At 55.3% G+C, this 25,731-nt stretch carries 20 protein-coding genes; 5 read left to right on the forward strand and 15 right to left on the reverse strand.

Translation table 11 applies throughout. The features are described from left to right. Positions 1-196: 196 nt before the first annotated feature. Entirely contained in the window at positions 197-2,839 is a 2,643-nt protein-coding gene (gyrA, locus tag ACPXSQ_RS09830; protein WP_019105996.1) for a DNA topoisomerase (ATP-hydrolyzing) subunit A, read from the reverse strand. 176 nt (positions 2,840-3,015) lie between these two features. On the opposite strand from gyrA, the gene ubiG reads away from it, so the two are divergent. The 4 genes from ubiG to yfaE all read left to right on the forward strand — a co-directional run bounded on the left by ubiG (position 3,016) and on the right by yfaE (position 7,961). Beyond that, positions 3,016-3,744, forward strand: a complete 729-nt coding sequence (gene ubiG / locus ACPXSQ_RS09835; protein ID WP_210509689.1) for a bifunctional 2-polyprenyl-6-hydroxyphenol methylase/3-demethylubiquinol 3-O-methyltransferase UbiG — start codon at positions 3,016-3,018, stop codon at positions 3,742-3,744. Between the two features lie 459 nt (positions 3,745-4,203). Next, positions 4,204-6,489 carry a class 1a ribonucleoside-diphosphate reductase subunit alpha gene (nrdA, locus tag ACPXSQ_RS09840; protein ID WP_426143538.1) on the forward strand — a complete coding sequence of 762 codons (2,286 nt, stop codon included), beginning with the start codon at positions 4,204-4,206 and terminating at the stop codon, positions 6,487-6,489. A gap of 78 nt (positions 6,490-6,567) precedes the next feature. Then, positions 6,568-7,698: a class Ia ribonucleoside-diphosphate reductase subunit beta gene (gene nrdB / locus ACPXSQ_RS09845; protein WP_014594159.1), complete on the forward strand. Its 1,131-nt coding sequence runs from the start codon at positions 6,568-6,570 to the stop codon at positions 7,696-7,698. A 2-nt stretch (positions 7,699-7,700) separates the two neighbouring features. Further along, complete coding sequence (yfaE, locus tag ACPXSQ_RS09850; RefSeq protein ID WP_014605383.1) at positions 7,701-7,961, forward strand: class I ribonucleotide reductase maintenance protein YfaE; 261 nt, start codon at positions 7,701-7,703, stop codon at positions 7,959-7,961. A 235-nt stretch (positions 7,962-8,196) separates the two neighbouring features. Here the strand turns inward: yfaE and ACPXSQ_RS09855 are convergent, their stop codons facing one another. Continuing rightward, positions 8,197-9,393, reverse strand: coding sequence for a nicotinamide mononucleotide deamidase-related protein YfaY (locus ACPXSQ_RS09855; RefSeq protein ID WP_013026498.1), 1,197 nt, complete (start codon positions 9,391-9,393; stop codon positions 8,197-8,199). Positions 9,394-9,600: 207 nt separating this feature from the next. Then, entirely contained in the window at positions 9,601-9,912 is a 312-nt protein-coding gene (gene elaB / locus ACPXSQ_RS09860) for a stress response protein ElaB (protein ID WP_426143796.1), read from the reverse strand. Positions 9,913-10,255: 343 nt separating this feature from the next. Here elaB and ACPXSQ_RS09865 point away from each other — a divergent pair, with 343 nt between their 5' ends. Continuing rightward, positions 10,256-11,914, forward strand: coding sequence for a glucan biosynthesis protein D (locus tag ACPXSQ_RS09865; protein WP_064352318.1), 1,659 nt, complete (start codon positions 10,256-10,258; stop codon positions 11,912-11,914). Between the two features lie 89 nt (positions 11,915-12,003). Here the strand turns inward: ACPXSQ_RS09865 and ACPXSQ_RS09870 are convergent, their stop codons facing one another. The 12 genes from ACPXSQ_RS09870 to nuoE form a co-directional block, all read right to left on the reverse strand. Continuing rightward, positions 12,004-12,462, reverse strand: a complete 459-nt coding sequence (locus ACPXSQ_RS09870) for a GNAT family N-acetyltransferase (protein ID WP_013026501.1) — start codon at positions 12,460-12,462, stop codon at positions 12,004-12,006. A 40-nt stretch (positions 12,463-12,502) separates the two neighbouring features. Further along, positions 12,503-13,426 (reverse strand): alpha/beta hydrolase, encoded by a 924-nt coding sequence (locus ACPXSQ_RS09875; protein ID WP_064352316.1) that lies wholly within the window; start codon positions 13,424-13,426, stop codon positions 12,503-12,505. 199 nt (positions 13,427-13,625) lie between these two features. Beyond that, positions 13,626-15,083, reverse strand: coding sequence for an NADH-quinone oxidoreductase subunit NuoN (gene nuoN, locus ACPXSQ_RS09880; RefSeq protein WP_013026503.1), 1,458 nt, complete (start codon positions 15,081-15,083; stop codon positions 13,626-13,628). 6 nt (positions 15,084-15,089) lie between these two features. Beyond that, positions 15,090-16,610, reverse strand: a complete 1,521-nt coding sequence (nuoM, locus tag ACPXSQ_RS09885) for an NADH-quinone oxidoreductase subunit M (protein ID WP_013026504.1) — start codon at positions 16,608-16,610, stop codon at positions 15,090-15,092. Positions 16,611-16,814: 204 nt separating this feature from the next. Then, complete coding sequence (gene nuoL, locus ACPXSQ_RS09890) at positions 16,815-18,650, reverse strand: NADH-quinone oxidoreductase subunit L (RefSeq protein ID WP_013026505.1); 1,836 nt, start codon at positions 18,648-18,650, stop codon at positions 16,815-16,817. Further along, the gene (gene nuoK / locus ACPXSQ_RS09895) at positions 18,647-18,949 is read right to left on the reverse strand and encodes an NADH-quinone oxidoreductase subunit NuoK (RefSeq protein ID WP_013026506.1); all 303 of its coding nucleotides are present in this window, start codon (positions 18,947-18,949) and stop codon (positions 18,647-18,649) included. The genes nuoL and nuoK overlap by 4 nt, the downstream gene beginning before the upstream one ends. After that, positions 18,946-19,497 (reverse strand): NADH-quinone oxidoreductase subunit J, encoded by a 552-nt coding sequence (gene nuoJ / locus ACPXSQ_RS09900; RefSeq protein WP_014605380.1) that lies wholly within the window; start codon positions 19,495-19,497, stop codon positions 18,946-18,948. Before nuoJ ends, nuoK begins: the two co-directional genes overlap by 4 nt. A gap of 10 nt (positions 19,498-19,507) precedes the next feature. Then, positions 19,508-20,050, reverse strand: coding sequence for an NADH-quinone oxidoreductase subunit NuoI (gene nuoI, locus ACPXSQ_RS09905; protein ID WP_013026508.1), 543 nt, complete (start codon positions 20,048-20,050; stop codon positions 19,508-19,510). A gap of 11 nt (positions 20,051-20,061) precedes the next feature. Then, positions 20,062-21,039: an NADH-quinone oxidoreductase subunit NuoH gene (gene nuoH, locus ACPXSQ_RS09910; protein WP_013026509.1), complete on the reverse strand. Its 978-nt coding sequence runs from the start codon at positions 21,037-21,039 to the stop codon at positions 20,062-20,064. Continuing rightward, positions 21,036-23,759, reverse strand: coding sequence for an NADH-quinone oxidoreductase subunit NuoG (nuoG, locus tag ACPXSQ_RS09915; protein ID WP_426143544.1), 2,724 nt, complete (start codon positions 23,757-23,759; stop codon positions 21,036-21,038). The genes nuoH and nuoG overlap by 4 nt, the downstream gene beginning before the upstream one ends. Positions 23,760-23,870: 111 nt before the next feature. Beyond that, on the reverse strand, positions 23,871-25,211 hold the full coding sequence (nuoF, locus tag ACPXSQ_RS09920; protein WP_026021016.1) for an NADH-quinone oxidoreductase subunit NuoF: 1,341 nt from the start codon (positions 25,209-25,211) through the stop codon (positions 23,871-23,873). Between the two features lie 2 nt (positions 25,212-25,213). Continuing rightward, positions 25,214-25,729: an NADH-quinone oxidoreductase subunit NuoE gene (gene nuoE / locus ACPXSQ_RS09925; protein ID WP_013026512.1), complete on the reverse strand. Its 516-nt coding sequence runs from the start codon at positions 25,727-25,729 to the stop codon at positions 25,214-25,216. Between the last annotated feature and the right edge of the window lie 2 nt (positions 25,730-25,731).

Raw genomic sequence — 25,731 nt, forward strand, 5'->3', positions numbered from 1 at the left:
GTTAGTCGCATCGTGGGATTTTTAATGCTCATACACTAGCTTTATCGCAGCAAAAAAGCCAGTCGGTGACGGGCACCCGGCGCAGTTTGGGACTATTTGCCCCTGAGGAAATCATCCTTTCCCAAACCTGCCGCAAAAAAAACGGCAGGTCGGGTGATCCCTGACCTGCCGTTGCTCTTAACGTACGACGCGCTAATTACTCATCGTCGTCCGCTGCGGGTACGTCATCGTCGTCATTGTCGACTTCAGGTACGATATCGTCATCCCCTTCCGCCACGCTGCCGTCGATAGAGTCCAGCTCTTCTTCTTCCACCGGCTCAGCCACGCGTTGCAGTCCGACCACGTTCTCGTCCTCTGCCGTACGAATCAGAATCACACCCTGGGTATTACGGCCCACGATGCTGACTTCAGACACACGGGTTCTCACCAGGGTGCCGGCATCGGTGATCATCATGATCTGATCGCTATCGACCACCTGCACTGCACCAATCACCGGGCCATTACGCTCGGTCACTTTGATGGAGATCACGCCCTGCGTCGCACGGGATTTGGTTGGATACTCACTGTTCGCGGTACGCTTACCGTAGCCGTTCTGCGTCACGGTGAGAATCGCGCCCTCTTCACGCGGCACAATCAGGGAAACCACACGATCGTTTTGCGCCAGCTTGATACCGCGTACGCCCGAGGCCGTACGGCCCATGGCACGCACGGCAGATTCGGCGAAGCGAACCACTTTACCGGCGGCCGAGAACAGCATCGCCTCGTCGTTACCGTTGGTCAGCGCTACGCCAATCAGCTCGTCATCATCGCGCAGGTTAATGGCGATGATACCGGCGCTGCGTGGACGGCTGAACTCCTGCAGACCGGTTTTCTTCACCGTGCCGCTCGCGGTTGCCATAAAGATATTGAAGCCTTCGGTGTATTCGCGCACAGGCAGAATCGCCGTGATACGTTCATTCGCTTCAAGCGGCAACAGGTTGACGATTGGACGTCCACGTGCCCCACGGCTGGCTTCCGGCAGCTGGTAAACCTTCATCCAGTAGAGTCGGCCACGGCTGGAGAAGCACAGAATCGTATCGTGGGTGTTTGCCACCAACAGACGATCGATAAAATCTTCTTCTTTAATGCGGGCGGCAGACTTGCCTTTGCCACCGCGACGCTGCGCTTCGTAATCACTCAGCGGCTGATATTTTACATAGCCCTGATGCGACAGCGTGACGACCACATCTTCCTGATTGATCAGGTCCTCGATGTTGATGTCTGCGCTGTTCGCAGTGATTTCCGTGCGGCGCTCATCGCCGAACTGATCGCGCATCAGTTCCAGCTCTTCGCGAATGACTTCCATCAGGCGCTCAGAACTTCCCAGGATGTGGAGCAACTCCGCAATTTGATCCAGAAGCTGTTTGTATTCATCCAGCAGCTTTTCATGCTCAAGCCCGGTCAGTTTCTGTAAACGTAAGTCCAGAATGGCCTGAGCCTGCTGTTCAGTCAGGTAATATTTACCCTCACGAATACCAAACTGCGCTTCCAGCCACTCTGGGCGGGCAGCATCATCACCGGCACGCTCCAGCATGGCAGACACGTTGCCCAGATCCCAGGATTGTGCGATCAGGCCCGCTTTCGCTTCGGCAGGCGTGGGCGCACGGCGGATCAGCTCAATGATCGGATCGATGTTAGCCAGCGCAATCGCCAGGCCTTCAAGGATATGCGCACGATCGCGAGCTTTGCGCAGTTCAAAAATAGTACGACGCGTGACCACTTCACGACGATGGCGAACGAAGGCTTCCAGAATCTCCTTCAGTGCCATAATCTTCGGCTGGCCCTGATGCAGCGCCACCATGTTGATACCGAAAGAGGTTTGCAACTGAGTCAGTGAATAGAGGTTGTTGAGGACGACTTCACCAACCGCATCACGCTTGATTTCAATGACAATACGCATGCCGTCTTTATCAGACTCATCACGCAGCGCACTGATGCCTTCAACGCGTTTTTCTTTCACCAGCTCGGCGATTTTCTCAATCAGGCGCGCTTTGTTCACCTGATACGGCAGTTCGTGAATGATGATGGTTTCACGCCCGGTTTTGGCGTCCACTTCCACTTCACCACGGGCACGGATATACACTTTACCGCGACCGGTGCGATAGGCTTCTTCAATGCCGCGACGACCGTTAATGATGGCCGCTGTCGGGAAGTCAGGCCCCGGAATATGCTCCATCAGCCCTTCGATGCTGATGTTTTCATCTTCGATATAGGCGAGGCAGCCGTTGATCACTTCACGCAGGTTGTGCGGTGGAATGTTGGTTGCCATGCCGACTGCGATACCGGACGAACCGTTTACCAGCAGGTTAGGAATTTTGGTGGGCAGAACTTCAGGGATCTGCTCGGTGCCGTCGTAGTTCGGAACGAAATCAACGGTCTCTTTTTCCAGGTCAGCTAACAGGTCGTGGGCGATTTTGGACATGCGCACTTCGGTATAACGCATCGCCGCAGCGGAGTCGCCGTCGATGGATCCGAAGTTGCCTTGACCGTCCACCAGCATGTAACGCAGGGAGAAAGGCTGGGCCATACGTACAATGGTGTCGTAAACGGCAGAATCACCATGGGGGTGATATTTACCGATAACGTCACCGACGACGCGGGCAGATTTTTTATAGGGTTTGTTCCAGTCATTACCCAGTTCGCTCATCGCGTATAGTACGCGGCGATGTACTGGCTTCAGGCCATCACGCACATCGGGTAAAGCTCGGCCAACGATGACCGACATGGCGTAATCGAGGTAAGAATTTTTTAACTCTTCTTCGATATTAACCGGTGTAATTTCTCTCGCAAGGTCGCTCATGGAGCCGCTATCCCTCTACTAATCCCGGATTTTAAAGGTGCGAAAGTATATCACAGAGCAATTCGCTGGTGAACGTTAACCACCTTATTAAGGTGCTTTTCCTCAAGTTGATAAGGTGCGTCAGAGTCAGTTAAGCGTTTATACTGATGTCACGTTTTGTCAGGAGTCACGATTCAATGAATGCACAACCACAGAATCATCAGCACAATGTCGATGCACAGGAAATTGCCAAGTTTGAGGCCGTTGCCTCGCGCTGGTGGGATCTGGAGGGCGAATTTAAACCGCTGCACCGTATTAACCCTCTGCGGCTGGGCTATATTGCGCAACACAGCAACGGGCTGTTCGGCAAGAAAGTCCTGGATGTTGGCTGTGGCGGCGGCATCCTGGCCGAAAGCATGGCGCGGGAAGGCGCGGTGGTCACCGGGCTGGATATGGGTGCCGAACCGCTGGAAGTGGCGCGTCTGCATGCCCTGGAGAGCGGCGTCACGCTCAGCTATGTCCAGCAAACGGTGGAAGAGCACGCCAGCGCGCATGCGGGCGAATACGATGTGGTGACCTGCATGGAAATGCTGGAACATGTGCCCGATCCGCGTTCGGTGGTGCATGCCTGCGCGCAGTTAGTTAAACCGGGTGGTGAAGTGTTCTTCTCGACTATCAACCGCAATCCTAAAGCCTGGCTGATGGCCATTTTTGGCGCTGAATATGTGCTGCGCATGGTGCCGCGGGGAACCCATGATGTGAAGAAATTTATCCGCCCTTCTGAGTTGCTGGGCTGGGTCGATGAAACGCCGCTACGTGAGCGCAATATGATTGGCCTGCATTACAACCCCATCACCGATAAGTTTCGTCTGGGTAACGGTGTGGATGTGAACTACATGATACACACGCATCACGGCAACGCCTGATAATCCTGCAGCGTGCGGCTCTGCCCTGCCCACGCTGCTGTCATCCTGTTGTCATCTGCGCAGGTTAGCGTTTCCGTGGGGCGGATCCAGGGCATTGGCTGAGACGGTATCTGCACGTTTTGCTCTCCCGCGCTGAGGTGTTGGAAAAGTTAGCGCAATGTTTGAAAAATCAGCGGTCGATCATAAATTGCAATATTTTCTCTGAATGGTTGACACGACCTGCGGCCTTACGAGACGCGGCTTAAGAAAACCCTCAGAAAATACAACCCCCGCAGACATCATTTTTTCCTCTTGTTAAGCGCCAGCAAAATACTAGAATAAGCCTCCATATTGTTATGCATATCGTCAACAACCCCAAGATGTAGTGTTTATCCACAACATTATTCACAATGAATATGCTGTGTATAAATCGGGATTTCTTTTAATTATTGGATACTCACGCAAAGGTAAAAACGCGACATGAACCAAAGTCTGCTCGTTACTAAACGCGATGGCCGCCAGGAGCGCATTGATCTCGACAAAATTCACCGTGTCCTCGACTGGGCGGCCGAAGGGCTGAACAATGTGTCGGTTTCACAGGTAGAGCTGCGTTCCCACATTCAGTTTTATGATGGCATCAAAACGTCTGACATCCATGAAACGATCATCAAGGCCGCTGCAGACCTTATTTCTCGCGATGCCCCTGACTATCAATACCTTGCTGCCCGACTGGCAATCTTCCACCTGCGTAAAAAAGCTTACGGTCAGTTTGAACCGCCCGCGCTGTACGATCAGGTTGTTAAGATGGTCGATCTGGGCAAGTACGATCGCCATCTGCTGGAAGACTACAGCCGTGAAGAGTTCGAGCAGATGGATGGCTTTCTCGACCACTGGCGCGATATGAATTTCTCCTACGCGGCCGTGAAGCAGTTAGAAGGCAAATACCTGGTTCAGAACCGCGTCTCCGGTGAGATCTACGAAAGTGCCCAGTTCCTGTATATCCTGGTCGCCGCCTGCCTGTTCTCAGGTTATCCGCGCGATACGCGTATGGATTACATCAAGCGTTTCTACGATGCGATCTCGACCTTCAAAATCTCGCTGCCAACGCCCATCATGTCGGGAGTGCGTACGCCTACGCGTCAGTTCAGCTCCTGCGTGCTGATTGAGTGCGGCGACAGCCTGGATTCGATCAATGCCACCTCCAGCGCCATTGTGAAATACGTTTCTCAGCGCGCGGGCATTGGTATCAACGCCGGACGTATCCGCGCGCTGGGCAGCCCTATCCGTGGTGGCGAAGCATTCCACACGGGCTGTATCCCGTTCTATAAGCACTTCCAGACTGCGGTGAAATCCTGTTCGCAGGGCGGCGTTCGTGGCGGCGCAGCCACGCTGTTCTACCCAATGTGGCACCTGGAAGTCGAAAGCCTGTTAGTGCTGAAAAACAACCGTGGCGTTGAAGGCAACCGCGTGCGTCATATGGACTATGGCGTGCAGCTCAACAAAATGATGTATCAGCGTCTGCTTAAAGGCGAAGACATCACGCTGTTCAGCCCGTCAGACGTGCCTGGCCTGTACGATGCCTTCTTTGCCGATCAGGATGAGTTTGAGCGCCTCTACACCAAATATGAAAAAGACAGCAGCATTCGCAAGCAGCGAGTGAAAGCCGTGGATCTGTTCTCGCTGATGATGCAGGAACGTGCCTCAACGGGCCGTATCTACATCCAGAACGTCGATCACTGCAACACACACAGCCCGTTTGACGCCAGCATCGCGCCGGTTCGCCAGTCTAACCTGTGTCTGGAAATTGCGCTGCCGACCAAGCCGCTGAGCGACGTCAACGACGAGAACGGTGAAATCGCGCTGTGTACGCTGTCAGCGTTCAACCTGGGCGCCATTGACAGCCTGGACGATCTGGAAGAGCTGGCGACCCTGGCGGTACGTGCGCTGGATGCCCTGCTCGATTATCAGGATTACCCGATTCCTGCCGCACAACGCGGTGCGATGGGCCGTCGCACGCTGGGTATTGGCGTGATTAACTTTGCTTACTACCTGGCGAAGCACGGCGTGCGTTACTCCGACGGCAGCGCCAACGGCCTGACGCACAAAACCTTTGAAGCCATTCAGTATTACCTGCTGAAAGCCTCAAACGAGCTGGCGAAAGAGCAAGGCGCCTGCCCGTGGTTTAATGAAACCACCTATGTGCAGGGCGTACTGCCGATCGACACCTACAAGAAAGATCTGGATGCGATTTGCAATGAGCCGCTGCACCTGGATTGGGAAACCCTGCGTGAGCAGATTAAAACCCACGGGCTGCGTAACTCAACGCTTTCTGCGCTGATGCCGTCTGAAACCTCATCGCAGATTTCAAACGCCACCAATGGTATTGAGCCGCCACGTGGTCATATCAGCATCAAGGCATCCAAAGACGGTATTCTGCGTCAGGTGGTGCCGGAGTATGAGCGTCTTAAAGATCAGTACGAACTGCTGTGGGATATGCCCTCCAACGACGGTTACCTGCAGCTGGTTGGCGTGATGCAGAAATTTATCGATCAGGCGATTTCGTCTAACACCAACTACGATCCGTCACGCTTCCCGAATGGCAAAGTGCCGATGAAGCAGTTGCTGAAAGATCTGCTGACCGCCTATAAGTTCGGCGTGAAGACGCTCTATTATCAAAACACCCGTGATGGTGCGGAAGATGCGCAGGATGATCTGGCACCTTCTATTCAGGATGATGGCTGCGAAAGCGGCGCCTGTAAGATCTGACGGTCGGGCGGGAGCCATTCCCGCCCACATTTTCCCGCGAGGCCGGTGCTGAGCCTCGTCTACATTGGACAGTTTTTTATGGCTTACTCCACTTTTTCTCAGAATAAAAATGACCAGTTGAAAGAGCCGATGTTTTTCGGTCAGTCCGTTAACGTGGCCCGTTTTGACCAGCAGAAATACGATATCTTTGAAAAGCTGATCGAAAAGCAGCTTTCGTTCTTCTGGCGTCCTGAAGAGGTCGATGTTTCACGCGATCGCATCGATTACCAGGCCCTGCCCGATCACGAAAAACACATTTTTATCAGCAACCTGAAATATCAGACGCTGCTGGACTCCATTCAGGGACGCAGCCCGAACGTGGCGCTGCTGCCGCTGATCTCCATTCCTGAGCTGGAAACCTGGATCGAAACCTGGGCATTCTCAGAGACGATCCACTCACGCTCCTACACCCACATCATTCGTAACATCGTAAACGACCCGGCGGTGGTGTTTGACGATATCGTGACCAACCAGCAGATTCTGGCACGTGCTCAGGATATCTCGCAGTACTACGATGATCTGATTGAGATGACCAGCTACTGGCATCTGTTAGGTGAAGGCACCCATCAGGTTAACGGTAAGTCCGTCACCGTCAGCCTGCGTGCCCTGAAAAAGCAGTTGTACATCTGTCTGATGAGCGTCAACGCGCTGGAAGCCATCCGTTTCTATGTCAGCTTTGCCTGCTCATTTGCGTTTGCCGAGCGTGAGCTGATGGAAGGCAATGCGAAAATCATCAAGCTAATTGCCCGCGACGAAGCCCTACATCTGACCGGTACTCAGCACATGCTGAACCTGCTGCGCACTGGCGAAGACGATCCTGAAATGAAAGAGATCGCCGCCGAATGCCGTGAAGAGTGCTTTGAGCTGTTCAAAAAAGCGGCGCTGCAGGAAAAAGAGTGGGCGGAATACCTGTTCAGCGGCGGTTCGATGATCGGCCTGAACAAAGATATCCTGTGTCAGTATATTGAATACATCACCAATATTCGTATGCAGGCGGTTGGCCTCGATCTGCCTTTCGAAACGCGTTCTAACCCGATTCCCTGGATCAACGCATGGCTGGTGTCGGACAACGTTCAGGTGGCCCCGCAGGAAGTGGAAGTCAGCTCCTATCTGGTCGGTCAGATTGACTCCGAAGTGGGCGAAAACGACTTCGACGATTTCCAGTTGTAATGATGAGCCGTTCCGTTGTTATTCTGCGCAGTTCCGGTACCCGACTGGAGGGCGCAGACGATCACCCTAACCTGCTGACGATGCTGGAAGCCAACAACCTGTGTGTTGAGTTCCAGTGCCGTGAGGGCTATTGCGGCTCCTGCCGGATGCGGCTACTGAGCGGCGAAGTCGACTACGCGGAAAAGCCGCTGGCGTTTATTGAGCAGGGCGAGATCCTGCCCTGCTGCTGTAAGGCGAAGGGCGAGATCGAGCTTGAACTCTAGGCTTGCATCTCAGGCAGTTAAAAAACCGTCATTCCAACCGAATGGCGGTTTTTTTCTGGCGCTGGCTCAGGGAATACGGGCAATCACCTTGATTTCAAAATCGAAGCCTGCCAGCCAGGTGAGATCAACAACGCCACGTCCGCAGCATAAAACCGTCAGCGCGCGCCGCTTAACGGTTTGTCGACGCTTTCATAAGACAGGCTGGGCGACGCCAGCCCCTTACGTACGCTCAGGCTTAGTGCTTCACCGTTTCGATCACATCGATCCAGCCGTGCCCTGTGCTTACCTCACTACCGTGTAGCCAACGGCGCAACATGTTCATCGCCATCATCGCCACCACTTTTTGCCGGGTTTCCAGATTATGACGACCGTGGTTAAACTTCACGCGTTGTCCCCAGGTCGCCTCCGGCGTGTGTAGCGCAACGGAAATCTCGCCCTCGCTCAGGTTGCCGACCGACAGGGCCAACGGCGTCTGCAGCCTCGCCGCCAGCGCCTGCGTGCGCATCACCTGTACCTCAAGGCTTTCGTCCTGCTGCGGCAGAATTTCGGTGGCGCTCAGGGGAACCTCAGCCGAAGCCAACTGCCAGTTGAGTAACCCCGCCGTGTACTGCTCGCTGATTGCGAGACGCAGGTTACGTTGATTCAGTTCTCGCGCCAACAGCGCAGGCAGCCCCTCCAACCCTTCAAAAATCGTGCATTCCGCCAGCAGTAAACGCACCTGCTGCCAGACCTGCTCCATCGCCACGCGCTGTGAGGCAGGCCCGGTGAGCTTAATTTCGATAATGGGCATTGATGAACGGTAGCCCATCAACACGTTTTCCGGCAGCGCCAGCGGCTCCAGTTCATTAGCAATATCGCTTTCACCCCGACCAAAGGTCGTCAGCCGCAGGCACAGCGGCGGCTCTGGCAGGTCAAATTTATTTTTCAGGCGGGGGATGATTTGTTGTTCAACCATCACTTTAAATTCGGAGGGTACGCCGGGGGTAAAAAACAGCCAGCAACGGTTGAGCTGCAGGGCAAATCCACAGGCGGTGCCGACCGGATTATCGAGCATTTCGGCATTGGCAGGAATTTCGGCCTGTTTGCGATTGCTGTCGGCCATCACACGTCCACGACTGGCGAACCAGACTTCCATAGTTTCAAGCCAGGCTTCCTGCATCACCAGTTCAACGCCACTCGCCATCGCAGCCGCCTGGGCGCTAAGGTCATCAGATGTGGGCCCCAGGCCGCCGTTAACGATGAGCACATCCGCTTCAAGACTACGTGCCTGTAAGGTCTCAACCAGGGACGACAGGGAATCACCTACTGTTGTACGGCTGGTCATCGGCATTCCGTGCTGAAATAACACATCAGCCAGCCAGGCCGCGTTGGTATCGACGATTTGACCGTGTAACACTTCATCGCCCGTGGACAGCATTTCGACTCTAATCACGTTCTTTCTCCTTGTGCCATTAGGTTCACTTTAGAAAGCCCCTGCGTAAAACACAATCTGTAAGGGAGATTTAGCGTCGAATAAGGCCGCGTCTGGCGAGAGGATAAGGAGGAGATAAGAAGATAAAAAGCAGGCAAGGGATGTTGAGAAAGCGCAAACGGACAGGAGTGAGCCTGCCCGTTGTACGTATTGCACTACGCGTTTAGCTTAACGGCGAGCCAGCAGCAGGCCTAAAACCAGCCCTGCCGTTGCACCAATACCGATGCCCTTCCACGGTTTCTCATGAACGTAATAGTCGGCACGGTAAGCAACCTGTTTAGCACGATAGTAGTAGCTATCGGACGCCTGACTAACACGTGACTTTACATCTTCCAGCGCTCGTTCAGCTTTGGTTTTCAGTTCGATGTATTTCTGGTCGGCCGGATCCCCTGATGACTTCAGCACTTCTTCCAGCGTTTCGGTCAGCAGTGCGATATCGTCGTCATAGCCTGTTTCAAAAGATTCAGTCTGTTTTACCATCATTTCCTCCATGTGAATTGCAAAGCACCTGGTTAACTATAGTCCCAAAACAGGGCTTTGCGTGGAACTCCGCCAGGAATTGCCTGAAAATCAGCGTGAGTAAACAAAACGGCAGTGAATCTGTGTCACGCTGGGCGCTACGCAAAGAAGTGTAAGAGATGGCCTGCTGGCAGCGATTTCGCTTCGCTTATTTGATTTATCTGATAAATTTTCAACGAAATGAATTTTTATCTACGCCGACTGTCGTACCCAGCTGTTGCCTGTAATAATCAGGCCATGTGCATATCAATGCGCTGACACGACAGTCACAGCAAACTCGAACAGCTAAGGAATGATCTCTGGCATGAATCGCAGAATGTTTATGAAAGCGTCAATGGCCTTTTCCGCCGTAAGCGGTATGACAGGCTTATCAACGCTGTTCGCGCAATCCGCCTGGGCAGATGATGGCATTGCTGACGGAACCGCATTACGCTTCGATTTCGATGAGTTGAAGAAGAATGCGGCCGCGCTGGCTAAAAAACCCTGGGGCGGCGCACCCGGCCCCCTTCCCCCCACGTTGGCAACCCTGACACCACAGGCATACAACGACATTCAGTATGATGCCAACCACTCTCTGTGGAACAATATTCCCAATCGCGAACTGGATGTGCAGTTCTTCCACGTAGGCATGGGATTTAAACGCCGCATCCGCATGTTCTCTGTGGACAGCGCCAGTCGTGAAGCACGCGAAATTCATTTTCGTCCTGAGTTGTTTAACTACAACGATGCCAAAGTCGATACCAAACAACTGCAGGGTAAAACGGATCTTGGCTTTGCCGGTTTCCGCGCCTTCAAAAAACCTGAGCTGGCCCGCCGCGACATTGTCTCGTTTCTGGGTGCCAGCTATTTCCGCGCGGTCGATGACACTTATCAGTACGGCCTGTCCGCGCGTGGCGTGGCCATCAACACCTTCAGCAACGGTCAGGAAGAGTTTCCAGACTTTACGGCCTTCTGGTTTGAAACGCCGAAAGCGGAAGACACCACCTTTACCTGCTATGCCTTACTGGACGGTGCCAGCATCACCGGGGCCTATAAGTTTGTCATTCACTGCGAAGCAGAACGCGTGGTCATGGAGATTGAGAATCATCTCTTTGCCCGCAAGGACATTCGTCAGTTAGGCATCTCGCCGATGACCAGCATGTTCAGCTGCGGCACCAACGAACGCCGGATGTGTAACACCTATCATCCGCAGATTCATGACTCCGATCGCCTAGCGATGTGGAGCGGCAAAGGTGAATGGATTGCCCGGCCGTTAAATAATCCTCAGCGCCTGCAGTTCAACGCCTACGAAGACGAAAACCCGCGCGGCTTTGGCCTGCTCCAGCTAGACCATGACTTTGAGAACTATCAGGACGTGATTGGCTGGTATAACAAACGCCCAAGCCTGTGGGTGGAACCGGTAGGCAAATGGGGCAAAGGCGCCATTAACCTGATGGAAATTCCAACCACCGGCGAAACGCTTGATAACATCGTCTGCTTCTGGCAGCCCGCAGAGCCGATCAAAGCCGGTAGCGAATACAATTTTGCCTACAAGCTTTACTGGAGCGCCCTGCCGCCCGTTCAGAGCGATCTGGCCCGCGTAGATGCGACCCGCACCGGCATTGGTGGTTTCCCCGAAGGCTGGGCGCCGGGCGAGCACTTCCCGGATGTCTGGTGCCGCCGTTTCGCTGTGGACTTTATCGGCGGCGACTTGCAGGCAGCCGCACCGAAAGGCATTGAACCGGTGATTACGGTTTCCTCAGGCACCTTTAAACAGGTAGAGATCCTGTATGTCGAACCGATAAAAGGTTACCGCATCCTGTTCGACTGGTATCCCAACAGCGACAGCGTACAGCCCGTCGAGATGCGCCTGTTCCTGCGCACCAAAGACGAAACCCTGAGTGAGACCTGGCTCTATCAGTATGTGCCACCGCCGCCGGACCAGCGTAAATACGTTGACGATCGCCAGATGACCGTAAGCTAACGCTTCCCTCTCACGTGAAATGCATCTCAGGCCAACCGCCGGGATGCATTTTTTTTGCCCCACAGGGCATCTGAGCCGTTAGCGGCGCTTTACTGCCCTGCTCTGCGCATATCGATATGGGGAATACCGTCCTCAAGATAGCTGTCGCTGACCGTGATAAAGCCATGTCGCTGGTAGAACGCCTCAAGATGCGCCTGAGCAGAGAGAAACTGTGAATGCCCCGGCCAGTGCTGCTCACAACTGGCGATTGCCTGTGTCATCAGCTGGTTGCCTAAGTTCAGGCCACGAGCCTTACTAGATATGAGCACGCGTCCGATTTTCACCTCTGCCCCCGCGCGATCGGGTGACAATATGCGCGCGTAGGCCAGCAGGTCCCCCTGCGCCATGCCGAGAATGTGACGATTCTCGCCCTGCAAATCCAGGCCATCGACGTCCAGATAGGCGCACTGCTGCTCCACGACGAATACCTCACAGCGTAAAGCCAGCGCCGCGTAGAGCTGCGGAACGCTTAAGGCTTGATGCTGAAGATCCAGCCAACTGATATGCATGTCTTATCCTTACTAAAATGGGCCGCCTGCCCGGGAGGCATCACATCACTTTACCGCGCCGGCCTTTCTGCAGCCAGTGAAGATAATGTTGAGGCCAGGCCATGGTCGGCGTGCCGGGTTTTCCCATACCAAAGCCATGCCCGCCCGTGAGATAGCGCACCAGCTCGACGTCAACCTGATGCTGTTGGCAGGCGCTGGCCATGATCAGGGTGTTATGGGGATCGGAAACCGGATCGTCTTCGGCCTGGACCAGAAAAAAGGGAGGCGATGTCGATGACACGTAATTCTGAACCGACCAGGCTGCATCCTCTGCCGCCGTCGCATGCGTTCCCACCAACATACGGTGCGTTGCGGTGTGCGTATAGGGCGCTTCCAGGGTGATCACCGGATAGATCAGCGCCGCCCCGTCAGCATAAGCTGGCGCACTGTCCAACGCATCAAGGGCTGCATAGCTTTGAAAGTCTTGGCGCGTCACAGCCATTCCGAGTAAGTGCCCACCCGCGGAAAAACCCAGCACCGAGAGCCGCTTTGCCTGCGGCCGTAACAGCCGCAGCGCGCGCTGGGCGTCCTGCAGCGCGACTATGTTGCCCGCTGCCCAGCCCTCGCCGGGAAGCCGGTAGCGCAGAATCGCCGCCGTATAGCCGCGTGCCGTTAACCAGCGTGCCGCAGGCCAGGCTTCTTTCGCCATTTCTATCCGTTTGTACCCCCCGCCGCCGGCTATCAGAACAACATGGCCGTTGGGCATGTTCGGTTTGATCACTGTCAGCGTCGGCACCGCGATATTGCGCTGTGCGCCCGAAGATGAGGTCTTAACGGCACCGACAGGGCCGCCGCCGCCGGGTGGCGTGCCAGGCCAGAGCGGAATCACCGTGTGTGAGATTTCCGGCTGGGATGCCCACGACAGCGTGCTCTTTGCGACTATCAGCGCAGCGGTGAAGCCTAATAAAAAATGACGGCGCTCCATAGGCCATGCTCCTGTAACAAGCCAGAGGACATTGCAGCAGAAAAATAGGGAGACAGAATGAAGATAACGTATTTTTTTAGGGCAGCAGAAACCCTTGCGTCGTCACCGGTCGTGCGGTTAAGTCGCTGCGTGGTGCAGTAGGCAGATTTCAGACAAAAAAATCAGGCCCGAGGGCCTGATTCAGTATGACAATCGACGATTACATCAGGGGCTGAGCCATCTGTACCAGTCTGATTAACGGCTGCGGATAAACACCTAACAGCAGTACCAGAATCGCTGAAATCAGTACCACCACGCCGCCCGCGGTGAAGGCCCAGTTATCAGGCGTATCACGGTTAAGCAGTTCTGGTGGGCTCAGGTACAGGCTCACGGTCACGCGCAGATAGTAGTACAGGCCGATAGCACTCCCCACCACCACCGCACCGGTCAACCACCACAGGTGCGCACTCACGCCAGAGGCAATCACGTAGAACTTACCGATAAAGCCCAGCGTCATTGGAATACCGGCCAGCGACAGCATCATCACCGTCATCACCGCAGACAGAACCGGACGACGCCAGAACAGACCGCGATACGAGTAAAGTGAATCCGCATCCGGACCGCGATAAGGGCTCGACATCAGGCTCACGACACCAAAGGCACCCAGGCTGCTGAACAGGTAACCGGCCAGGTAAACCCCAGAGGTTTCCAGCGACAGCTGATGATCTTTCACCGCAATCAGCGCCACCAGCAAATAACCCAGATGCGCGATGGAGGAGTAACCCAACAGGCGCTTAATGTTGCTCTGCGAGATCGCCATCAGGTTACCGAACAGGATGGAAACGAAGGCGATGATACCCAATACCGTTCGCACCGCTTCGCTGTCGGTCACCGGCGCATACATGAACAAGCGCATGACGACACCGAAGATGGCGATTTTACTGGCCGTGGCCAGGAACGTTGATACCGGAGCCGGTGCCCCCTGATACACGTCTGGCGTCCACAGGTGGAACGGCACCAGCGACAGCTTAAAGCCCAGACCAATAATCAGCATTCCCAGGCCCACCAGCAACAGTGGCGCCTGAATCATGCTGTCAGTCAGGCTTTTGCCCAGGCTGACGAAGCCCAGGTTGCCAGAGTCAGCGTAAATCAGCGCAATACCAAACAGCAGGAAGGACGATGCCGCCGCCGACAGGATAGTGTATTTCAGGGCCGCTTCCAGCGAACGTTTCTGACGGAACGCGTAACCAATCAAACCAAACAGCGGCAGTGACAGCAGTTCAATTCCGATAAACAGCGATGCCAGGTGGTTAGACGCTGACAGCACGATACCGCCCAGTGCGGCAATCAGGACCAACAGATAAAACTCGTCCTTGTTATCCGGGAAAGTCGCCAGCCATGGATAGGCAAACGTACAGGTTGCCAGGCTGGCCAGCATCACCAGTGCGGTATAGAACATCGAGTAAGCATCAACGCGCAGCAGCGGCGTGACGTCCATCGCCCCGACCTGGCCCACAAAATATAGCGACAGCAGAGCCAGGTTCAGGCCAACCACTGTTAGCGTGGCGTTAACAAAGTGGTTGCGTCGCCAGGCAATGGACAGCATCACAACCACCACCGTCAATCCGACGATTAACAGCGGCAGCAACGCGATCAATTGTTGAGGAGTTATTGTCATGGCGAATTACGGCCTTGTAGTTGAAATTGAAGCGGTAAACCACTGCTGAATATTGCTCATTGCAGCATGTGAGGTATCCAGAATCGGCTGGGGATAAATACCCAACAGCACCAGCAGAACCACGAGCACGCCAATGGTCAGGAATTCACGTGCCGACATTCCCGGCAGTGGATCTTTAGATTTCGCTTCGCCGTAGTAGGCACGCTGCATCATTACCAGCGAATAAACCGAAGCGAAAACCAGACCAAAGGTCGCAATCACAATAATGACAGGAACGACCTGGAAGCTGCCGGTGAGGATCATAAACTCACCCACGAAGTTACCGGTGCCCGGCATCCCCAGGTTGGCGACAGCAAAGAACAGTGATAAACCCGGAATCCATTTGATGCGCGACCACAGACCGCCCATCTGACGCATATCACGCGTGTGCAGGCGCTCATACAGCTGACCACACAGGATAAACAGGGCCGCCGCAGACAGGCCGTGCGCAATCATCTGTATCACCGCGCCCTGAATGGCCAGCTGGCTGCCGGTGTAAATCGCAATCAGCACAAAGCCCATGTGGGAAATCGAGGTGTAGGCAATCAGGCGTTTAATATCCGTCTGTGAGAAGGCCATCCAGGCGCCGTAGAAGATACCGATGATACCTAACCACATCGCGATAGGGGCAAACTCAGCGGATGCATTGGGGAACAGCGGCAGGCTGAAACGCAGCAAACCATAGGCCGCAGTTTTCAGCAAAATACCCGCCAGGTCCACAGAACCTGCTGTCGGCGCCTGACTGTGCGCATCGGGTAACCAGCCGTGAAGCGGCACCACCGGCATTTTCACCGCAAACGCGATAAAGAAGCCCAGCATCAGCAGATATTCGACGGTGTGCGACATGGGCGTTTTCAGCAACTGCTCGTAGTTGAACGTCCAGACGCCGGTCGCGTTGTAGTGGACAAACACCAGCGCCAGAATCGCAATTAACATCACCAGACCTGATGCCTGGGTATAGATAAAGAATTTGGTGGCCGCGGTGATACGGGTTTTCCCGTCCGAGGCTTTATGTCCCCACAGTGCGATGAGGAAGTACATCGGCACCAGCATCATTTCCCAGAAGAAGAAGAACAGGAACATGTCGATGGCAAGGAACACACCGATAACGCCGCCCAGAATCCACATCAGGTTAAGATGGAAGAATCCCTGATACTTCTCGATCTCGTTCCACGAACACAGCACGGCCATCAAACCGAGCAGCCCGGTCAGCACCACCATTAATAGCGAAAGGCCATCAAGCGCTAAATGGAAATTAATGCCGAAACGGGGGATCCAGGGTACTGAGAAGCTCGATTGCCACTGCGGAATACCCGCTGCCTGCGTCAGTGAATAGCCTCCCTGCAACCACAGCTGCAGTGAAAGCGCCAACGTCAGCCCCATGGTGATCAGTGCAATCCAGCGTGGCACTTTCGCGCCGAAGCGCTCGGCGAGCCAGCAGATAAAACCACCGAAGAAGGGTATGAAAATTAGCCAAGGTAATAACACGGCATACTTCCCTTTTATGGCCTTTTATGAGCTATCTTACTTACCATTTTCATTCCCGGCAGTGCTCGCAATCCTCACGTACTTCAGTACGCTCCGGTTGCTGTGCGCTGGCGGTTATGAAACTGGCTGCGACGATTGCGCTCATTACTCGGTTATTTGGACATTCTTAACTGGGGTAAGCGAACTCACCCCGCTCATCAATCTTTAAATTACCAGCAACAGGGCCAGAACCACGACGGCACCCACGCTCATCGACGCCACGTACCAGCGCAGATAACCGTTTTCACTGACCACCAGACCTTTATTGGCGATACGTGAAAGCAACGCAGGGAGGTTCATCAGGCCGTTGAGCGGATCGCGTTTTAACAGCCACGCAATGCCCAGGTACGGTTTGACAAACACCTTGTCGTAGAGCCAGTCGAAGCCCCAGGCGGCGAACCACCAGGTGCCGAAGAAGCGGCCCGGTGCGCTGTTGGCAATACGGGTCACCAGCTGACGTTTGCCCAGCCAAAGTGCGGCTGCAATCACGATGCCGGAAACCGCGACCAGACCCGATGCAATCTCCAGCGTCACTTTACCGTTTTCACCAAACTCATTCGCCGGCAAAACGCCCGCCAGTGGTGGGGTAATCAGTGCGCCAACGAAGGTGGAGAGCACCAGCAGCACCAGCAGCGGCAGATGATGGGTAATGCCTTTACCCGCATGAGCATGAATCTTCTCTTCACCGTGGAACACGATGAAGATCATGCGGAAGGTATAAATTGAGGTCAGGAATGCACCCACCAGGCCCGCTACCATCAGGTTAAGATGACCGTTCGCCAGCGCACCAAACAGGATTTCATCTTTACTGTAGAAACCGGCGGTAATCAGTGGCAGTGCCGCCAGCGCGGCGCCGCCCACCAGGAAGCAGGTGTAAACCAGCGGGATGCTCTTACGCAGTCCGCCCATCTTAAAGATGTTCTGCTCGTGGTGGCAGGCCAGAATAACCGAACCTGAAGACAGGAACAGCAGGGCTTTAAAGAAGGCGTGGGTCATCAGGTGGAAAATCGCGGCATCCCACGCCTGTACGCCCAGCGCCAGGAACATGTAGCCAATCTGGCTCATGGTGGAGTAAGCAAGAACGCGTTTGATGTCCGTCTGAACCAGGGCAGCAAAGCCTGCCAGCACCAGGGTAATGGCACCGATAATGCCGACCAGATGCAGCACCTCAGGCGTCAGCAGGAACAGGCCATGCGTGCGGGCAATCAGGTAAACCCCTGCCGTTACCATGGTCGCGGCGTGAATCAGTGCCGATACCGGTGTCGGGCCTGCCATTGCATCGGCCAGCCAGGTCTGTAAGGGCAACTGGGCCGATTTACCGACCGCACCGCCTAACAGCATCAGGGTAGCCCACTGCAGCATGTGATTGTCCGCCGCAAAGTGTGCCGGTGCCAGCTCAACCATCTCGCGGAAGTTGAGCGTACCCAGTTCGTTGTAAAGGATGAACAGCGCAAAGGCCAGAAACACATCGCCGACGCGGGTGATGATAAAGGCTTTCATCGCCGCTTTGCCGTTTTCCGGATTGCTGTAGTAGAAGCCGATCAGGAGGTAAGAACACAGCCCTACCCCTTCCCAGCCCAGATACATCAGCATCAGGTTATCCGCCAGCACCAGAACCACCATGCTGGCGATAAACAGGTTGGTATAAGCGAAGAAGCGTGAATAGCCCTCTTCTCCGCGCATATACCAGGAGGCGAACATATGGATCAGGAAACCGACGCCGGTAACCACCGACAGCATGGTAAGCGAGAGGCCATCCAGAGTCAGATTGACCTGAATGTTAAAATTGCCCACGTGAATCCAGGTCCACAGCGCCTGGGTGAATACCTGCTGCCCGTTAGCAAAGAAGTCAACGCCAACATACAGGGTGGTTAGTGCGGCTAACCCTACCGAACCCATTCCGACCGTCGCCGACAGATTCTCTGACCAGCGACCACGGGAAAACGCTAACAGCAAAAAGCCGATCAGCGGAAACAAGACAGTTAAATAGAGAAGGTTCATCCGCGCATCTCGCTCACAATATCAATGTTCAGCGTCTGACGACGACGATAGAGCTGAAGCAGCAGGGCCAGACCGATACTGGCTTCCGCTGCGGCGAGGCTGATTGCCAGAATATACATCACCTGACCATCGGCCTGTCCCCAGTAGCTGCCCGCAACGACCAGCGCCAGCGCCGCGGCGTTGATCATAATTTCAAGGCTGATCAGCATAAACAGCAGGTTGCGGCGCAGTACCAGCGAGGTCAGGCCAAGAACGAACAGCACCGCGGCCAAAATCAATCCATGTTGTAACGGGATCATGCTTGCTCCTTATTCGCCTGCGCGGCATCGTTTGAACGGTTGCTCAGGACTTCACCCTGGCGCTCTTCACGTCCCAGATGGAAGGCAACAACCAGACCGGCCAACAGCAGCATTGATGCCAGTTCAACCGCCAGGACATACGGGCCAAACAGGCTAATACCGACCGCTTTCGCGTCGATGATTTTACCGTCAATGCCCTGATCCTGTGCCGTCATGATGGCGTAAATCATGACCGCCAGTAGCAGAAAGGACACCAGACCGGGACCGATCCACAGGGACGGGCTGAGCCATTCGCGTTCCTGTTTCTCCGTGGCCTTGCCCAGGTTGAGCATCATCACGACGAACACGAACAGCACCATGATGGCACCGGCATACACGATGATTTCCAGCGCACCGGCAAAGTAGGCACCCAGGGAGAAAAAGACACCCGCCACCGATAACAGCGAAACGATCAGGTACAGCAACGCATGTACCGGATTAGTGTGGGTAATGACGCGTAACGTCGTCACCACCGCCACCAGTCCGCAAAGATAAAACGCAAATTCCATGCCTTGCTCCTTAAGGTAATAAGCCTTTGACGTCGATGGGTTTCGCTTCATTTTCAGCGTCACCTTTATCTTTACCGTCAATCGCCATACCTGCCATGCGGTAGAAGTTGTACTCCGGATATTTACCCGGCCCCGAGATCAACAGATCGTCTTTTTCATACACCAGATCCTGACGCTTGAACTCGCCCAGCTCGAAATCCGGCGTCAGCTGGATAGCGGTGGTTGGGCAGGCCTCTTCGCACAGGCCGCAGAAAATGCAGCGTGAGAAGTTAATACGGAAGAACTCTGGATACCAGCGACCGTCTTTGGTTTCGGCCTTTTGCAGTGAAATACAGCCTACCGGACAGGCTACTGCACACAGGTTACAGGCAACGCAACGCTCTGCCCCATCGGGATCGCGCGTCAAAACGATACGACCACGATAGCGCGGTGGCAGGTAGACTGGCTCTTCCGGATACATCTGGGTTTCGCGTTTCGCGAAGGCGTGCATGCCTATCATCCAGATACTGCGAACTGTCGTGCCGAAGCCTACGACAATATCTTTTAATGTCATTTGTTTACCCCTTACTGCGCTGTGTACAGAATCACTGCGGCGGTCGCCAGCAGGTTCAACAGCGTCAACGGCAGACACACTTTCCAGCCGAACGACAGCACCTGGTCATAGCGTGGACGCGGAAGCGCAGCACGAATCAGGATGAACATCATCATAAAGAACGCCGTTTTCAGGGCGAACCAGATGAAAGGCGGCAGGAAAGGCCCATGCCAGCCCCCGAAGAACAGCGTCACAATCAGTGCTGAGACGGTGGTAATCGCGACGTATTCGCCCACAAAGAACAGGCCGAATTTCATCCCGGCATATTCAATGTGGTAACCGTCGGCCAGCTCTTGCTCAGCTTCTGGCTGGTCAAAAGGATGACGGTGACAGACCGCGACGCCCGCAATACAGAAGGTCAGAAAACCAAAGAACTGCGGGATGATGTTCCACAGGTGCGTCTGGCTGTTGACGATATCGGTCATGTTGAACGATCCCGCCTGCGCCACTACGCCCATCAGCGACAGTCCCAGAAACACTTCGTAACTCAGCGTCTGCGCAGAGGCGCGCATGGCACCTAACAGCGAGTATTTGTTATTACTCGCCCAGCCGGCAAACAGTACGGCATAGACCGCCAGGCCCGCCATCATCAGGAAGAACAGCAGCCCGATGTTCAGGTCGGTGACGACCCAGGTCGGCGAAACCGGCACGATGGCAAATGCCAGCAGCAGTGACACGAAGGCGATGACCGGCGCCAGGGTAAAGATAAAGCGGTCGGTGAACGGGGGAACCCAGTCCTCTTTAAAGAACATCTTGATCATGTCAGCAACCAGCTGCAAGGATCCGCCCCAGCCCACGCGGTTCGGTCCATAGCGGTTCTGGAACAGGCCGAGCAGACGACGCTCGGCGAAGCTCATAAACGCACCGCAGCCCACCACGACCAGCAGAATCACCAGCGCTTTACCCACGGCGATCAGAATGTCGATAACACCTGGAGTTAACCAGCTCATTGCGCCGCCTCCTGCAGAGAATCAATTTTTGCATTCGCCAGGAATGGCGGTACGCCCGGCAGACCGAGTGGAAGCCCCACCTGCCCTGCCTGCAGCGACGCGGAGAAACGCACAGGCAAGCGTACGGTTTCACCGGCACAGGTTAATTCCACAGACGCGCCACTGTTCACGCCCAGCTTAGCCGCATCCTCCGGGTTCAGGACCAGAGTGGGTGCCGACATACGCTGTTGGATCACCGGCGCGCGCTGCGTCATCTCTTCACTACCGAATAGCTGATAGTAAGGCGCGACGCGGAACTGACCGTTAGTGGTATACGCGCCAGGTACGCTGCTGAACCAGGCTAACTGTGCGTCGCTGGCTTCGAACAGACGCACGCCGGGATCGCCGTGACGCAGTTTACCGCCCACTTCATCCTGGAATTTGTTCCATGCCTGAGGTGAGTTCCAGCCTGGCGCCCAGGCAAAGGGGATCTGCGAACGCGGTGCGTTCGGCTGGTTATTCCCTTCCATTGAGAAGGCAAACATCGTGTCCTGATCCTGCGGCTGACGCGGCTCGTGCACGCTGATGTTGGCGCGCGCGGCGGTACGGCCACTGGCACGATGCGGTGAACGCGCCAGTTTCTGACCACGGATACGGAAGCTGGCATCCGGTGCCGCCTCTTTAATGCCCTTCAGCTGTGGCATACTGGCAACCACGGCATCAATGACGTGATCCAGCTGCGTCCAGTCAACGTGGCGGCTTTCCAGCGCGCTGTGCAGCGAATGCAACCAGCGCCAGCTTTCCAGCATCACGATGCTGTTGTCATAATAGGCAGGATCGTACACCTGGAAGAAACGCTGTGCGCGCCCTTCGTGGTTGATTGAGGTGCCGTCGCTTTCCGCGAAGCTGGCCGCGGACAAAACCAGTCCGGCTTTCTCCAGCGTGGCGGTGCGTTGATGATCAACGACGATCACGTTAGCGGCCTGATTCAGCGCTGCATCCACCTGCGCTTTTGGCGCATGGCGATAGAGATCGTTTTCCAGTACCACGACCGCATCGGCTTCGCCGCTTTGCAGTTGTTCTAGCGCCTGGTCCAGGGTATTTCCGCCCATCAGGCCCAGCCCCATGCTGTTCGCATGGCCTGCCAGTAAGGTGATACCGACGTCTGCGCCGCGCGCTTTCAGCGCTTTCGCCACGTTCGCGGCCGCTTCAATCATGGCAGTGCTGCCTGAGTGAACACCGGAAACGATCAGCGGTTTTTTAGCGCCGGCCAGCGCCTGCACGACGACATCCAGCTTGCCGTTCAGCGCAGCGTCGAAATCGCTTACGGCCGGGGCGGTTTCGTCCAGCGCATTGGCGATGGCAAATCCAAGACGTGCCTGATCTTCCACTGGGGCACGATAGCTCCACGCGGCAATATCATCGAGACGCGTTTCATCGACGTTGGTGACAAAGAGCGGATGCTTAGCGTGCTGACCGATATTCATGATGGCCGCGATTTGCCAGTCTGCGACTTTCTGCGCAGCGGCCATTTCACGGGCCTTACCTTTCACAGCCTGGCGCACAGACAGGGCCACGCGCGCGCCAACCTGGGTCAAATCTTCCCCCAGCACCAGCACTGCATCGTAGCTTTCAATTTCACGCAGCGATGGCGTATAAATTCCGCCGTCACGCAGCACTTTTAACAATAGTTCAAGGCGTTCCTGCTCACCGGCAGGCATACCGGTAGAGAAGTTTTCGGCCCCGACCAGTTCACGCAGCGCAAAGTTGCTCTCGACGCTGGCACGTGGCGAGCCGATACCAATCACGCGTTTCGCCTGGCGCAGCACGTCTGCCCCGACGTTCACCGCTTGCTCCGCATTCAGCGTCACGCGATCGCTGCCGCGCAGCTGTACCGGATGGTGAGGGCGGTCCTTCAGATTGACGTAACCGTAACCAAAGCGACCACGGTCACACAGGAAGTAGTGGTTAACGCTGCCATTGTAACGGTTTTCGATGCGGCGCAGCTCGCCATAGCGCTCACCCGGACTGGTGTTACAGCCCACGCTGCACTGCTGACAGATGCTGGGCGCGAACTGCATATCCCATTTACGGTTATAGCGTTCAGAGTGGGTTTTATCGGTAAATACGCCGGTTGGGCAGATTTCAACCAGGTTGCCGGAAAACTCGCTTTCCAGCGTGCCGTCTTCCGGGCGGCCGAAGTAAACGTTGTCATGCGCGCCATAAACGCCCAGATCGGTACCGTCAGCATAATCTTTGTAATACCGCACACAGCGGTAGCAGGCGATACAGCGGTTCATCTCATGCGAAATGAACGGGCCAAGGTCCTGATTACGGTGGGTGCGTTTGGTGAAGCGATAGCGGCGGAAGCTGTGGCCGGTCATTACCGTCATATCTTGCAGATGACAGTTACCGCCCTCTTCGCATACCGGACAGTCGTGCGGGTGGTTGGTCATTAACCACTCAACCACGCTTTCACGGAACTCTTTTGCTTCGCCATCATCAATAGAGATGAAGGTGCCGTCAGACGCCGGCGTCATACAGGACATGACAAGGCGGCCGCGGGTATCTTCAGCGTTCTGGAATTGCTTTACCGCACACTGGCGGCAGGCACCCACGCTTCCCAGCGCCGGATGCCAGCAAAAATAAGGAATATCAAGGCCCAGAGACAGACATGCCTGTAGCAGGTTGTCCGCTCCGTTCACATCATATTCTTTACCGTCTACATGGATTGTAGCCATAGTGACATGCTTCCGTAAGGCTCGTCATAAACGAGCGTTAATCAAATTCTTGTTCCTGCACACTGCAGCAGGAACGGCGGCACAGGGCCAGCTCCCGTGGATAACGGCGAATTACCAGCGCGCTTTCAGCAGGTTTGGCTGAATACCACCGATCGATCGGGTATTACCAAACACCTGCGGCGCGATACCGGCTTCAAACTCTTCACGGAAATATTTAATGGCGCTTTGCAGCGGTTCGACTGCACCGGGTGCGTGGGCGCAGAACGTCTTGCCCGGGCCGAGCTGGCGGCAAAGCTGCTCCAGGGTTTCGATATCCCCCGGCTGGCCTTTTTTCTGCTCCAGCGCGCGCAGGATCTTCACGCTCCACGGCAAACCATCGCGGCATGGCGTACACCAGCCGCAGGATTCACGGGCAAAGAACTCTTCGAGATTGCGCACCAGTGAAACCATATTGATTTCATGGTCCACGGCCATGGCCAGCGCCGTACCCAGACGGCTGCCCGCTTTACCGATGCTGGCGAACTCCATCGGCAGATCCAGATGCTGTTCCGTCAGGAAATCTGTTCCCGCCCCGCCCGGCTGCCAGGCTTTAAAGCGCAGACCATCGCGCATGCCGCCGGCATAGTCTTCCAGGATTTCACGGGCCGTGATACCGAACGGCAGTTCCCAGACGCCAGGGTTTTTCACCCGACCCGAGAAGCCCATCAGCTTGGTACCCGCATCGTCGCTCTTAGACAGGCCCTGATACCACTCAACGCCGTTTGCCAAAATAGCCGGCACGTTTGACAGCGTTTCAACGTTGTTCACGCAGGTCGGCTTACCCCAAACGCCCGCGCTCGCCGGGAAAGGCGGCTTAGAACGTGGGTTAGCACGGCGTCCTTCCAGCGAGTTAATCAGTGCGGTTTCTTCACCGCAAATATAGCGGCCTGCGCCGGTGTGGACGATGAGTTCGAAATCGAACCCTGAGCCCAGGATATTTTTACCCAGTAACCCGGCTTCGGTCGCTTCAGCGATGGCACGGCGCAGATGCACCGCCGCTTCAATGTATTCGCCACGCAGGAAGATGTAGCCACGGTAGGCTTTCAGGGCAAACGCACTGATCAGCATGCCTTCAACCAACTGATGCGGCATCTGCTCCATCAACAGGCGGTCTTTATAGGTGCCCGGCTCCATTTCATCGGCGTTACACAGCAGGTAACGGATGTTCATGGATTCGTCTTTCGGCATCAGGCTCCACTTCAAACCGGTAGAGAAGCCTGCACCACCGCGTCCCTTCAGGCCGGAATCTTTCACCAGCGCCACGATCTCGTCGGGTGCCATGCCCTTCAGTGCTTTTTCCGCACCGGCGTAGCCGTTTTTGCTGCGGTACTCATCCAGCCATACCGGCTGCTGATCGTCGCGCATGCGCCACGTCAGTGGATGGGTTTCGGCAGTACGAATGATCTGTTTAATTGTCATTGATACTGCTCCAGCAAAGAGGCGATGCCTTCCGGCGTCAGATGAACGTGCGTATCTTCATCCACCATCATGGTTGGGCCTTTATCGCAGTTACCCAGACAACAGGTCGGCAGCAACGTAAAGCGGCCGTCGGTCGTGGTCTGGCCGGGCTTGATATTGAGGTTTTCTTCCAGCGCAGCCTGAATGCCCTGAAAACCGGTAATGTGACAGACCACGCTGTCGCAGTAGCGGATCACGTGGCGGCCAACCGGCTGGCGGAAAATCTGGCTGTAGAACGTTGCCACACCTTCTACGTCACTGGCGGGAATGCCCAGAACGTCGGCAATCGCATGAATCGCGCCGTCTGGTACCCAGCCACGTTGTTTCTGTACGATTTTCAGCGCTTCAATTGACGCGGCGCGTGCATCTTCGTAATGGTGTTTTTCGTGCTCAATCGCATGGTGCTCTTCCGCACTCAGCACGAAGACCTCGTTAGGGTCGATCGTTTTAATAGCAATGTGTTGATCGTGCATAA

Source organism: Pantoea sp. EEL5, from assembly GCF_049892805.1.
In the GTDB taxonomy this organism is placed as follows: Bacteria; Pseudomonadota; Gammaproteobacteria; order Enterobacterales; family Enterobacteriaceae; genus Pantoea; species Pantoea ananatis.